General features: G+C 70.7%; 10 protein-coding genes. 9 read left to right on the top strand and 1 reads right to left on the bottom strand.

Going from position 1 to position 12,541, the window contains the following annotated elements:
* The first annotated feature begins 30 nt into the window (after nt 1-30).
* The 9 genes from ftsW (at nt 31) to ABZ576_RS00725 (ending at nt 8,608) form a co-directional block, all read left to right on the top strand.
* Nucleotides 31-1,392 carry a putative lipid II flippase FtsW gene (gene ftsW, locus ABZ576_RS00765; RefSeq protein ID WP_360734129.1) on the top strand — a complete coding sequence of 454 codons (1,362 nt, stop codon included), beginning with the start codon at nt 31-33 and terminating at the stop codon, nt 1,390-1,392.
* A gap of 6 nt (nt 1,393-1,398) precedes the next feature.
* Entirely contained in the window at nt 1,399-2,487 is a 1,089-nt protein-coding gene (gene murG / locus ABZ576_RS00760; RefSeq protein WP_360734127.1) for an undecaprenyldiphospho-muramoylpentapeptide beta-N-acetylglucosaminyltransferase, read from the top strand.
* 26 nt (nt 2,488-2,513) lie between these two features.
* Nucleotides 2,514-3,308 (top strand): FtsQ-type POTRA domain-containing protein, encoded by a 795-nt coding sequence (locus tag ABZ576_RS00755; RefSeq protein WP_360735483.1) that lies wholly within the window; start codon nt 2,514-2,516, stop codon nt 3,306-3,308.
* 279 nt (nt 3,309-3,587) lie between these two features.
* Nucleotides 3,588-4,796 carry a cell division protein FtsZ gene (gene ftsZ, locus ABZ576_RS00750; protein WP_360734124.1) on the top strand — a complete coding sequence of 403 codons (1,209 nt, stop codon included), beginning with the start codon at nt 3,588-3,590 and terminating at the stop codon, nt 4,794-4,796.
* Nucleotides 4,793-5,557, top strand: a complete 765-nt coding sequence (pgeF, locus tag ABZ576_RS00745; protein ID WP_360734122.1) for a peptidoglycan editing factor PgeF — start codon at nt 4,793-4,795, stop codon at nt 5,555-5,557. The genes ftsZ and pgeF overlap by 4 nt, the downstream gene beginning before the upstream one ends.
* A 6-nt stretch (nt 5,558-5,563) precedes the next feature.
* Complete coding sequence (locus ABZ576_RS00740; protein WP_360734119.1) at nt 5,564-6,283, top strand: YggS family pyridoxal phosphate-dependent enzyme; 720 nt, start codon at nt 5,564-5,566, stop codon at nt 6,281-6,283.
* Nucleotides 6,284-6,411: 128 nt separating this feature from the next.
* On the top strand, nt 6,412-7,053 hold the full coding sequence (gene sepF / locus ABZ576_RS00735) for a cell division protein SepF (protein WP_360734116.1): 642 nt from the start codon (nt 6,412-6,414) through the stop codon (nt 7,051-7,053).
* 61 nt (nt 7,054-7,114) lie between these two features.
* Nucleotides 7,115-7,405: a YggT family protein gene (locus tag ABZ576_RS00730; RefSeq protein ID WP_161298001.1), complete on the top strand. Its 291-nt coding sequence runs from the start codon at nt 7,115-7,117 to the stop codon at nt 7,403-7,405.
* A gap of 54 nt (nt 7,406-7,459) precedes the next feature.
* Nucleotides 7,460-8,608 (top strand): DivIVA domain-containing protein, encoded by a 1,149-nt coding sequence (locus tag ABZ576_RS00725; RefSeq protein ID WP_360734113.1) that lies wholly within the window; start codon nt 7,460-7,462, stop codon nt 8,606-8,608.
* A 231-nt stretch (nt 8,609-8,839) separates the two neighbouring features.
* Here ABZ576_RS00725 and ileS read toward each other — a convergent pair whose 3' ends face one another.
* Complete coding sequence (gene ileS, locus ABZ576_RS00720) at nt 8,840-11,983, bottom strand: isoleucine--tRNA ligase (protein WP_360734110.1); 3,144 nt, start codon at nt 11,981-11,983, stop codon at nt 8,840-8,842.
* Between the last annotated feature and the right edge of the window lie 558 nt (nt 11,984-12,541).

The raw sequence follows: 12,541 nt of genomic DNA, 5'->3' as shown, positions 1-12,541 counted from the left end.
TGGGACGGTCGACGTTCAGTGGAGGCGCCGATGCCCAGTAGCCGTACCGGCCGGCCGCCCGTGCAGCGGGCGTCCCGCCGTCCCGTCGTCCCCCGCCCCGCGCGCGAGAACCCCGTGCAGCGGCTCGGCACGCGCCTGCGCAGGGCATGGGACCGCCCGCTGACGGCCTATTACCTGATCTTCGGCGGCAGCGTCCTGATCACCGTGCTGGGCCTGGTGATGGTCTACTCGGCCTCCCAGATCACCGCGCTCCAGCTGTCGCTGCCCGGGTCGTACTTCTTCCGCAAGCAGTTCCTCGCGGCCCTCATCGGCGGCGCACTGCTGTTCGTCGCCTCCCGCATGCCGGTGAAGCTGCACCGCGCGCTGGCCTACCCGATCCTGGCCGCTGCCGTCTTCCTGATGGCGCTGGTGCAGGTGCCCGGGATAGGAGTGGCGGTCAACGGCAACCAGAACTGGATCTCCCTCGGCGGCTCCTTCCAGATCCAGCCCAGCGAGTTCGGCAAGCTCGCCCTGGTGCTGTGGGGCGCGGACCTGATCGCCCGGAAACAGGAGAGGAAGCTGCTGACCCAGTGGAAGCACATGCTGGTGCCGCTGGTCCCGGTCGCCTTCCTGCTGCTCGGACTGATCATGCTCGGCGGCGACATGGGCACCGCGATCATCCTCACGGCGATCCTTTTCGGCCTGCTCTGGCTCGCGGGCGCGCCCACCCGGCTGTTCGTGGGCGTGCTGTCGGTCGCCGCCCTGATCGGTGTGGTCCTGATCAAGACCAGCCCCAACCGGATGGCCCGTCTGGCCTGCATCGGCGCCACCGAGCCCAGGACCGGGGTCGCCGACTGCTGGCAGGCCGTGCACGGCATCTACGCCCTCGCCTCCGGCGGACTGTTCGGTTCCGGGCTCGGCGCGAGTGTGGAAAAATGGGGGCAACTCCCCGAAGCCCACACCGACTTCATCTTCGCCGTCACCGGTGAGGAACTGGGCCTCGCGGGGACGCTGTCGGTGCTCGCCCTGTTCGCGGCTCTAGGCTATGCGGGTATCCGCGTGGCCGGACGCACGGAGGACCCCTTCGTGAGGTATGCCGCGGGAGGCGTGACGACCTGGATCACCGCCCAGGCGGTGATCAACATCGGTGCGGTGCTCGGCCTGCTGCCGATCGCCGGCGTCCCCCTCCCGCTGTTCTCCTACGGAGGGTCCGCCCTGCTGCCGACCATGTTCGCCATCGGGCTGCTGATCGCTTTCGCGCGCGACGAGCCCGCTGCGCGGGCGGCGCTTGCGACGCGGCAACCTCGCTTTGGTAGAAAGCGGGCGGGAGGCTCCGGTGCCGAGCGGGGGCCTCGGAGATGGAACACGATGCGACGGCGTGCCTCGGTGGCGCGTTCGTCCGGAGAGCGGTGAATTTCGGTGCATGTCGTACTCGCCGGTGGGGGGACCGCCGGCCACATCGAGCCCGCGCTCGCCCTCGCGGACGCCCTGCGCAGGCAGGACCCGACCGTGGGGATCACGGCACTGGGCACGGAGCGCGGCCTGGAGACCCGGCTCGTTCCGGAGCGCGGCTACGAGCTCGCGCTGATCCCGGCGGTGCCGCTGCCCCGCAAGCCCACGCCCGAGCTGATCACCGTGCCGGGCCGGCTGCGCGGCACGATCAAGGCCGCCGAGCAGATCCTGGAGCGCACCAAGGCGGACTGCGTGGTCGGCTTCGGCGGCTACGTCGCCCTGCCCGGCTACCTGGCCGCCAAGCGCCTCGGCGTGCCCATCGTCATCCACGAGGCCAACGCGCGCCCGGGTCTGGCCAACAAGATCGGCTCCCGGTACGCCGCCCAGGTCGCCGTCTCCACGCCGGACAGCAAGCTGCGCAACTCCCGCTACATCGGCATCCCGCTGCGCCGCTCCATCGCCACGCTGGACCGCGCGGCCGTCCGCCCGGAGGCCCGCGCCCGCTTCGGTCTCGACCCGAACCTGCCCACGCTGCTCGTCTCCGGCGGCTCGCAGGGCGCCCGGCGGCTGAACGAGGTGACCCAGGCGGTCGCTCCCTGGCTGCAGCAGGCCGGCATCCAGATCCTGCACGCGGTCGGCCCGAAGAACGAATTGCCGCAGGTGCACCAGATGCCGGGGATGCCCCCCTACATCCCGGTAAGTTACCTGGACCGGATGGACCTCGCGTACGCCGCGGCCGACATGATGCTCTGCCGCGCGGGCGCGATGACCGTCGCCGAACTCTCCGCCGTCGGGCTCCCGGCCGCCTACGTCCCGCTGCCCATCGGCAACGGCGAACAGCGGCTGAACGCCCAGCCGGTGGTCAAGGCCGGCGGCGGGCTCCTCGTCGACGACGCGGAACTCACCCCCGAGTGGGTGCAGCAGCACGTGCTGCCCGTCCTCGCCGACCCGCACCGGCTGTACGAGATGTCCCGCGCGGCAAGCGAGTTCGGCCGCCGGGACGCCGACGACCTGCTCGTCGGCATGGTGTACGAGGCGATCGCCTCGCGCCGTTAGGACCGTATGACGAAAGGGCAGTGAGGGTGGCCGGACCGACTACCGCCGAGCGCGGTGAACGCCAGCAGGAGTCGTCCGGACCGCCCTCCGCCCGCCGGATCGGCAGGGCACGGCTTCGTACGATCGTCGTCCTGGCCGTGGCCGCCGCGCTGCTGGGGGGCGGTGGGACGTGGGTGCTGTACGGCTCGCAGTGGCTGCGCGTCCGGCACGTCTCGGTCTCGGGCACGCTCGTGCTGACCCCCGAGGAGGTCCGCGAGGCCGCGGCCGTGCCCGTCGGCGAGCCGATGATTTCCGTCGACGCGGAGGGCATCGAAGCCCGACTTCGCCGGAAATTGCCCCGAATTGACACCGTAGATGTGGTTCGTTCCTGGCCGCAGGGAATCGGTCTGAAAGTGATCGAGCGCACTCCGGTTCTGCTTGTCCGAAAGGGCGGGAAGTTCGTCGAAGTCGATGACGACGGTGTCCGTTTCGCTACGGTTTCGCAGGCACCGAAAGGTGTTCCGCTGCTGGAATTGTCCGCCTCCCGGACGGGTCCGGGTGCCGCGAGCTTCCGACGGTTCGGCACCGGCCGGCTGGTGCGCGAGGCCGTCCGGGTCGCCGGTGACCTGCCCGGCACCGTGGCGGGGGCCACCCGGACCGTCCAAGTCCGCTCCTACGACGCCATCTCGCTGGAGTTGGGCGACGGCCGTACGGTGGCATGGGGAAGCGGCGAGAACGGCCGCGCCAAGGCACGGGCCCTCACGGCTCTCATGAAAGCAGCTCCCGGCGCGCGGCACTTCGACGTCAGCGTTCCCACCGCCCCTGCGTCATCGGGGAGTTGACGCACATCAGCGCAGGCCAGCACCCTGGTTGGGCACTGCTACGGCTGATCACATAGGGTGAAAAGAAAAACGGGAGGTTCGGCGTGTTCGTTGAACGGGCGCCACTTGTCGACTTAGTGTCCTGTTCAGAAGACTCCAGGGAACAGACACACTGGTAACCCTAAACTTCAGGGTTAGGGTTCGGGTCGGCGCTACGGACCGTCCCATTCGGCATCCGTCGTCCCGGCGCGGGGCACCGCACGGCGGCGACAACGTAATTCGAGGCGAGAGGCCTTCGACGTGGCAGCACCGCAGAACTACCTCGCAGTCATCAAGGTCATCGGTGTCGGCGGCGGTGGTGTCAATGCCATCAACCGGATGATCGAGGTCGGTCTCAAGGGCGTCGAGTTCATCGCCATCAACACCGACGCACAGGCGCTGTTGATGAGCGACGCCGACGTCAAGCTCGACGTCGGCCGCGAACTCACCCGCGGACTCGGCGCCGGAGCCAACCCGGCCGTCGGCCGCAAGGCCGCCGAGGACCACCGCGAGGAGATCGAGGAGGTCCTCAAGGGGGCCGACATGGTCTTCGTGACGGCCGGTGAAGGCGGCGGCACCGGCACCGGCGGGGCCCCCGTCGTGGCCAACATCGCGCGCTCGCTGGGCGCCCTGACCATCGGCGTGGTCACGCGCCCGTTCACCTTCGAGGGACGGCGGCGCGCGAACCAGGCCGAGGACGGCATCGCCGAGCTGCGCGAAGAGGTCGACACCCTCATCGTCATCCCGAACGACCGGCTGCTGTCCATCTCGGACCGCCAGGTCTCGGTCCTGGACGCCTTCAAGTCCGCCGACCAGGTCCTGCTCTCCGGCGTTCAGGGCATCACCGACCTCATCACCACCCCCGGCCTGATCAACCTGGACTTCGCCGACGTCAAGTCGGTCATGTCCGAGGCCGGTTCGGCCCTCATGGGCATCGGCTCGGCCCGCGGCGACGACCGCGCGGTGGCCGCGGCCGAGATGGCTATCTCCTCGCCGCTGCTGGAGGCGTCCATCGACGGCGCCCGGGGCGTGCTGCTCTCCATCTCCGGTGGCTCCGACCTCGGCCTGTTCGAGATCAACGAGGCCGCCCAGCTGGTCAGCGAGGCCGCCCACCCCGAGGCCAACATCATCTTCGGCGCGGTCATCGACGACGCCCTCGGCGACGAGGTCCGGGTCACCGTGATCGCGGCCGGCTTCGACGGCGGCCAGCCGCCGGCCCGCCGGGACAACGTCATCGGTGCGGCCTCCGGCTCGGCCCCCGCCCGCCGGGAGGAGCCCGCTCCGGCCCGGCCGAGCGAGCCCAGCCGTCCGTCCTTCGGCTCGCTGGGCAGCGTCAAGCCGAAGGAGGAGCCGGAGCCGGCACCCGAGCCGGTCGCCGACATCCCGGTCGCCCCGCCGGTGACGCCGTCGCCGCGGACCTACTCGGACAGCGCGGCCGAGGAGCTGGACGTTCCGGACTTCCTCAAGTGATAGGACAGCGCGAGAGCGTGAGCGGCGCGCACTTCGCCTTCACCGACCGGTGGGGCGGGGTGAGCGCCGCTCCGTATGAGGAGCTGAACCTCGGCGGCCGCGTCGGCGACACGCCCGAGGCGGTGCGGGGCAACCGGGAGCTGGCGGCCAAGTCGCTGGGCCTGGACCCGGGCCGGGTCGTCTGGATGAACCAGGTGCACGGGGCCGAGGTCGCCGTGGTGGACGAGCCGTGGGGCGCGGAAGCCGCCCCGCGGGAGGGAAGCCGCAAGGAGGGGAATCCGGTGCCGGAGGTCGACGCGATCGTCACCGCCCGCCGCGGACTCGCCCTCGCGGTCCTCACCGCCGACTGCGTGCCGGTCCTGCTGGCCGACCCGGTCGCCGGGGTCGCCGCCGCGGCCCACGCGGGCCGGCCCGGCATGGTCAAGGGCGTGGTCCCCGCCGCCGTACGGGCGATGGTGGACCTCGGCGCCGTACCGGAGCGGATCGTCGCCCGGACCGGACCGGCCGTGTGCGGCCGGTGCTACGAGGTGCCGGAGCCGATGCGTGCCGAAGTGGCGGCCGTCGAGCCGGCGGCGCACGCCGAGACGAGCTGGGGCACACCGGCGGTCGACGTCGGCGCCGGCGTGCACGCGCAGCTGGACCGGCTCGGGGTGTGCGACCGGGCGCAGTCGCCGGTGTGCACGCTGGAGTCGGGCGATCACTTCTCGTACCGCCGCGACCGCACCACCGGGCGGCTCGCAGGCTATGTGTGGCTGGACTGATGGGGCATGACGGACCGTAAGACCGAACTCGCCGCGAACCTGGCGAAGGTGGAGGAGCGCATCACCGCCGCGTGCGTGGCGGCCGGGCGCGCGCGGGAGGAGGTGACCCTGATCGTGGTCACCAAGACCTACCCGGCGAGCGACGTGCGGATCCTGTCCGGACTCGGGGTGCGCCATGTCGCCGAGAACCGCGACCAGGACGCCGCCCCGAAGGCCGCCGACTGTGCGGATCTGTCCCTGACGTGGCACTTCGTCGGTCAGTTGCAGACCAACAAGGTGCGCTCCGTGGTCGGTTACGCCGATGTCGTGCAGTCCGTCGACCGCTCCCGGCTCGTCACCGCCCTGTCGAAGGAGGCGGTGCGCGCCGGGCGCGAGGTGGGCTGCCTGATCCAGGTCGCACTGGACGCGGGGGCGGGCGACCGGGGTGAGCGGGGCGGCGTGGCCCCGGCCGGAATCGAAGAGTTGGCCGGTCTTGTCGCCGACGCGCCCGGGCTGCGGCTCGACGGACTGATGACCGTCGCCCCGCTCACCGGGGAGTACGCGGGGCGCGAACAGGCGGCGTTCGAGCGCCTCATGGATTTGTCGACTGACCTGCGCCGAGCTCATCCGGCTGCAACCATGGTGTCGGCAGGGATGAGTGCGGACCTGGAACAGGCCGTGGCCGCCGGGGCGACACATGTGCGCGTCGGCAGCGCGGTACTCGGAGTCCGCCCCAGGCTCGGGTAACGTCGCCAGGAAGTCGGACCACAGCAGAAAATATGGTCAATGCGCGCCAAGGCGGGCGCAAGGACCACGTGGATCGCGGGCACTTGGCAGTCGTCAGTCGATCCACCACAGAGCGGAGGACTCAGAGCATGGCCGGCGCGATGCGCAAGATGGCGGTCTACCTCGGCCTCGTGGAGGACGATGGGTACGACGGCCGCGGATTCGACCCCGACGACGACTTCGAGCCCGAACTGGACCCGGAGCCCGAGCGGGACCACCGACGGCACGAACCGTCACACCAGTCGCACAGCGCACATCAGTCCCAAAGGGACGAAGAGGTGCGAATCGTGCAGCCGCCCGCGCCGCGCGAGCCGGTGGCCCGTTCGGCTTCGCTCGTCGCGGAATCCGGGCGTCCGGCGCGCATCGCGCCCGTGGCATCCATCACACAAGAACGTCAGTCCCTGGAGAAGAACGCACCGGTGATCATGCCCAAGGTCGTGTCCGAACGAGAGCCGTACCGGATCACCACACTTCACCCGCGGACCTACAACGAGGCCCGTACCATCGGGGAACACTTCCGTGAGGGCACCCCGGTGATCATGAATCTGACTGAGATGGATGACACAGACGCGAAGCGACTTGTCGACTTTGCGGCCGGTTTGGTGTTTGGTCTTCACGGCAGCATCGAGCGGGTGACGCAGAAGGTGTTCCTGTTGTCTCCTGCTAACGTCGATGTCACGGCGGAGGACAAGGCCCGCATCGCAGAGGGCGGGTTCTTCAACCAGAGCTGAGACGCACGACCGGATCGAAGCACGGAAGAGCACGGAAACAGGGGAGAGGGAACCACAGACCATGAGCGTGTTCGCGCAGGTGATCTACATCGCGCTGATGGTGTTCCTCGTCGTGCTCATCTTCCGGCTGGTCATGGACTACGTCTTCCAGTTCGCCCGCTCGTGGCAACCCGGCAAGGCGATGGTGGTCGTACTGGAGGCCACCTACACTGTCACCGATCCACCGCTGAAGCTTCTGCGGCGGTTCATCCCGCCGCTGCGTCTCGGGGGCGTGGCGCTCGACCTGTCCTTCTTCGTACTGATGATCATCGTCTACATTCTCATCTCCATCGCGCAGAACTTCGTGAGATGAGCATGGTGACGACCCGGTCTTGCCGACTGCCGATGACTACGTTGAGGTGAAGAGATGCCGTTGACCCCCGAGGACGTGCGGAACAAGCAGTTCACGACCGTCCGCCTCCGAGAAGGCTATGACGAGGACGAGGTCGATGCCTTCCTCGACGAGGTCGAAGCCGAACTGACCCGTCTGCTGCGTGAGAACGAGGACCTGCGCGCCAAGCTGGCCGCCGCGACGCGAGCCGCCGCGCAGAACCAGCAGAACGCGCGCAAGCCCCCGGAGCAGGACCAGCAGCACCAGCAGCAGCACCAGCAGCACCAGCAGCAGGGCATGCGAGGTCCCGGCGCCCCGGTGCCCGCCGGGATATCGGGCCCGCCGCAGCAGCAGATGGGCGGCCCCATGGGTGGCCCGCCCCAGCTGCCGAGCGGTGCCCCGCAGCTGCCCGCCGGCCCCGGCGGTCAGGGCGGCCCGCAGGGTCCCGGCCCGATGGGCCAGGGTCCGATGGGTCAGGGCCCGATGGGCGGCCAGCCGCCCATGCAGCAGCAGATGGGCGGCCCCATGGGCGGTCCCATGGGTGGCCCCATGGGCGGTCCGATGGGCGGCCCCGGTCAGGGCCCCGGTGGCGACAGCGCCGCCCGTGTCCTCTCGCTGGCCCAGCAGACCGCCGACCAGGCGATCGCCGAGGCCCGTTCCGAGGCCAACAAGATCGTCGGCGAGGCCCGCAGCCGTGCCGAGGGTCTGGAGCGTGACGCCCGTGCCAAGGCCGACGCCCTGGAGCGGGACGCGCAGGAGAAGCACCGCGTCGCCATGGGCTCCCTGGAGTCCGCCCGCGCCACGCTGGAGCGCAAGGTCGAGGACCTGCGCGGCTTCGAGCGCGAGTACCGCACGCGTCTGAAGTCGTACCTCGAGTCCCAGCTGCGCCAGCTGGAGACCCAGGCCGACGACTCCCTGGCTCCGCCGCGCACCCCGGCCACCGCGTCGCTGCCGCCGTCCCCGGCGCCCTCCATGGCACCGGCCGGCGCGACCGCCCCGTCCTACGGCGGCAACCAGCCGATGGGCGGCTCGCCCGCTCCGTCCGCCCCGTCGTACGGCGGCCAGCAGCAGATGACCCCCGCGATGACCCAGCCCATGGCTCCGGTCCGTCCGCAGGGTCCGTCCCCGATGGGCCAGGCCCCCTCGCCGATGCGTGGGTTCCTGATCGACGAGGACGACAACTGAGCACCGGGCACTAGGACGACAACGGCGTCGGCAAGCGCTCCCTAGGGCGGGCCCCCTGGACTTCGGTCCTGGGGGCCCGCCCTTTTTACGCGGGTTGAGCAAGGGCAGCACAGCCCAGGGGCGTCGGGGAGCCCGCGGGACCGGGCCGGCCGGGCCCGTGCGGAAGGGCGCCCGTGCGGAAGGGCCCGGCCTCCTCACCGGAGACCGGGCCCTTCTCATGGCAGCCGGCGGTTACGCCTTGCGCAGGCGGAACGTGAGCGAGAGTCCCTCGTCGGTGAAGGGCTCGCCGTAGGTGTCGTCGGCCTCGCCCTGGGCGAAGTCGGTGGCGAGGACCTCGTCGGCGATGAGTCCGGTGTGCTCGCCGAGGGCGGCGACGACGGCCGGGTCGGTGGAGGTCCAGCGCAGCGCGATGCGGTCGGCGACGTCCAGGCCGCTGTTCTTGCGGGCCTCCTGGATGAGCCGGATGGCGTCGCGGGCCAGGCCGGCGCGGCGCAGTTCCTCGGTGATCTCCAGGTCCAGGGCGACGGTGGCGCCGGATTCGGAGGCCACCGACCAGCCCTCGCGCGGGGTCTCGGTGATGATCACTTCGTCCGGGGCGAGGGTGATCGTCTCGCCGTCGACCTCCACGGACGCCGTGCCCTCGCGCAGGGCGAGGGAGAGGGCGGCGGCGTCCGCGCCGGCGATGGCCTTCGCCACGTCCTGGACGCGCTTGCCGAACCGCTTGCCCAGGGCCCGGAAGTTGGCCTTGGCGGTGGTGTCGACCAGGCTGCCGCCGACCTCCGAGAGGGAGGCCAGCGACGAGACGTTCAGCTCCTCGGTGATCTGCGTGTGCAGCTCGGCATCGAGGGTCTCGAAGCCCGCGACCGCCACCAGGGCACGCGACAGCGGCTGGCGGGTCTTGACGCCCGACTCCGCGCGCGTGGCGCGGCCCAGCTCGACCAGCCGGCGGACCAGGACCATCTGCTTCGACAGCTCCGGGTCGATCGCCGGCAGGTCCGCCTCCGGCCAGGCGGCCAGGTGCACCGACTCCGGGGCGCCGGGGGTGACCGGGACGATCAGGTCCTGCCAGACCCGCTCGGTGATGAACGGGGTGAGCGGGGCCATCAGCTTGGTGACCGTCTCGACGACCTCGTGCAGGGTGCGCAGCGCCGCCTTGTCGCCCTGCCAGAAGCGGCGGCGCGAGCGGCGCACGTACCAGTTGGACAGGTCGTCGACGAACGCCGAGAGCAGCTTGCCGGCGCGCTGGGTGTCGTAGGCCTCCAGGGACTGGGTGACCTGGTCGACCAGGGCGTGCAGCTCCGACAGCAGCCAGCGGTCCAGGACCGGGCGGTCGGCCGGGGCCGGGTCGGCCGCGGAGGGGGCCCAGCCGGACGTGCGGGCGTACAGGGCCTGGAAGGCGACGGTGTTCCAGTACGTCAGGAGCGTCTTGCGGACGACCTCCTGGATGGTGCCGTGGCCGACCCGGCGGGCCGCCCAGGGGGAGCCGCCGGCCGCCATGAACCAGCGCACCGCGTCCGCGCCGTGCTGGTCCATCAGCGGGATCGGCTGCAGGATGTTGCCCAGGTGCTTGGACATCTTGCGGCCGTCCTCGGCCAGGATGTGACCCAGGCAGACGACGTTCTCGTACGAGGACTTGTCGAAGACGAGCGTGCCGACCGCCATCAGCGTGTAGAACCAGCCGCGGGTCTGGTCGATCGCCTCGGAGATGAACTGCGCCGGGTAGCGGCTCTCGAACAGTTCCTTGTTCTTGTACGGGTAGCCCCACTGCGCGAACGGCATCGAGCCGGAGTCGTACCAGGCGTCGATGACCTCCGGCACCCGCGTGGCCGTCTCGCCGCAGCCCTCCTGCGGGCAGGCGAAGGTGACCTCGTCGATGTAGGGGCGGTGCGGGTCCAGGGCCGACTGGTCGGTGCCGGTCAGCTCGGACAGCTCCGCGCGCGAGCCGACGCAGGTGAGGTGGTCGTCCGCGCAGCGCCAGATCGGCAGCGGGGTGCCCCAGTAGCGGTTGCGGGACAGCGCCCAGTCGATGTTGTTGTTCAGCCAGTCGCCGAAGCGGCCGTGCTTGACGGTTTCCGGGAACCAGTTGGTCTTCTCGTTCTCCTGGATCAGCCGGTCCTTCACGGCCGTCGTGCGGATGTACCAGGAAGGCTGCGCGTAGTAGAGCAGCGCCGTGTGACAGCGCCAGCAGTGCGGGTAGCTGTGCTCGTACGGCAGGTGCTTGAAGAGGAGGCCGCGCTGCTGCAGGTCCGCGGTGAGCTTTTCGTCCGCCTTCTTGAAGAAGACGCCCCCGACCAGCGGGACGTCCTCCTGGAAGGTGCCGTCCGGGCGGACCGGGTTGACCACCGGCAGACCGTAGGAGCGGCAGACCTTGAGGTCGTCCTCACCGAAGGCGGGGGACTGGTGGACCAGACCGGTGCCGTCCTCGGTGGTGACGTAGTCGGCGTTCACCACGTAGTGCGCCGGCTCCGGGAACTCGATCAGCTCGAACGGACGCCGGTACGTCCAGCGCTCCATCTCGGCGCCGGTGAAGGTCTCGCCCGTGGCCTCCCAGCCCTCGCCGAGCGCCTTGGCGAGCAGCGGCTCGGCGACGACGATCTTCTCCTCGCCGTCGGTGGCGACGACGTAGGTGACCTCGGGGTGCGCGGCGACCGCCGTGTTGGACACCAGGGTCCACGGGGTCGTCGTCCACACCAGGAGCGCGGCCTGTCCGGCGAGCGGGCCGGAGGTGAGGGGGAAGCGGACGTACACGGACGGGTCGACCACCGTCTCGTAGCCCTGCGCCAGCTCGTGGTCGGACAGGCCGGTGCCGCAGCGCGGGCACCAGGGGGCGACACGGTGGTCCTGGACCAGCAGGCCCTTGCCGAAGATCTCCTTCAGCGACCACCAGACGGACTCCACGTACTCGGGGTCCATGGTCCGGTAGGCGTCGTCGAGGTCGACCCAGTAGCCCATGCGGGTCGTCAGCTCGGCGAAGGCGTCGGTGTGCCGGGTCACGGACTCGCGGCACTTGGCGTTGAACTCGGCGATGCCGTACGCCTCGATGTCCTGCTTGCCGGAGAAGCCCAGCTCCTTCTCGACGGCCAGCTCGACGGGGAGGCCGTGGCAGTCCCAGCCGGCCTTGCGGGCCACGTGGTAGCCGCGCATGGTGCGGAAGCGGGGGAAGACGTCCTTGAAGACGCGCGCCTCGATGTGGTGGGCGCCGGGCATGCCGTTGGCGGTGGGCGGGCCCTCGTAGAACACCCACTCCGGCCGGCCCTCGGACTGCTCCAGGCTCTTGGCGAAGATCTTCTGCTCGCGCCAGAAGTCGAGCACGGCGTGCTCAAGAGCGGGCAGGTCGACCTGTGCGGGCACCTGGCGGTACGTCGGCGCTGTCATCTGCGAGCATCCTCCAACGGACTTGCTGCCTTCCGTCGGAGGGACGAGAGCCTTCGTTCCTGTCTACGCCGTGTGCGGCGCGCTCCCGCGGTACCACCCTCCTTGGCTCCCCGCCGCGCCGTACGCGCCGGTGAGCCCCCTCATTGGGGTCGCGAAGCCGGTTCTACTCGCCGTGGCTCCTGCACGGCTTTCTTCCGGCGGCTCCGGGGTGATCTTCACGTCGCGCTCGCCCCCGGGCTCCCACCGTCCCCGGGTCGCTCTGGGCTGCGTACGCCGCTACTCGTCCCCATCCACGCTTTTCGCTCCGCCCAGTGTACGGCGCCGCGCGGACAGCGGCGGACCGGTTTTCGGCGCGGCGGGGCGGACCGGTTCTGCGTGGCGGGGGCGGACCGGTTTCGCGCGGCGGGGGCGCTCGCCGCGCGACCGGGGCGGATGACCCGAATGGCGAGGGGGCGCGCGCCCGGGTGCGTGGCCGCCCGGCCCGGCGGATTACCCGGCGGGGAGCGGGGCACAACGGATGCAGGCCCGTGGCTCGGGGGGTGCGGGCGGGCGAATCGG

It is taken from the genome of Streptomyces sp. NPDC013455 (assembly GCF_040632975.1).
In the GTDB taxonomy this organism is placed as follows: domain Bacteria; phylum Actinomycetota; class Actinomycetes; order Streptomycetales; family Streptomycetaceae; genus Streptomyces.
The sequence above is the reverse complement of the archived record's forward strand: the minus strand, read 5'-3'. Positions and strand labels throughout refer to the sequence as shown.

Excerpts from the sequence above, each read along its gene's own strand:
- ftsW (WP_360734129.1), top strand. The coding sequence starts at position 31 with ATGCCCAGTAGCCGTACCGGCCGGCCGCCCGTGCAGCGGGCGTCCCGC.
- ABZ576_RS00740 (WP_360734119.1), top strand. The coding sequence starts at position 5,564 with ATGACGGACCGTAAGACCGAACTCGCCGCGAACCTGGCGAAGGTGGAG.
- sepF (WP_360734116.1), top strand. The coding sequence starts at position 6,412 with ATGGCCGGCGCGATGCGCAAGATGGCGGTCTACCTCGGCCTCGTGGAG.
- ABZ576_RS00730 (WP_161298001.1), top strand. The coding sequence starts at position 7,115 with ATGAGCGTGTTCGCGCAGGTGATCTACATCGCGCTGATGGTGTTCCTC.
- ABZ576_RS00725 (WP_360734113.1), top strand. The coding sequence starts at position 7,460 with ATGCCGTTGACCCCCGAGGACGTGCGGAACAAGCAGTTCACGACCGTC.
- ileS (WP_360734110.1), bottom strand. The coding sequence starts at position 11,983 with ATGACAGCGCCGACGTACCGCCAGGTGCCCGCACAGGTCGACCTGCCC.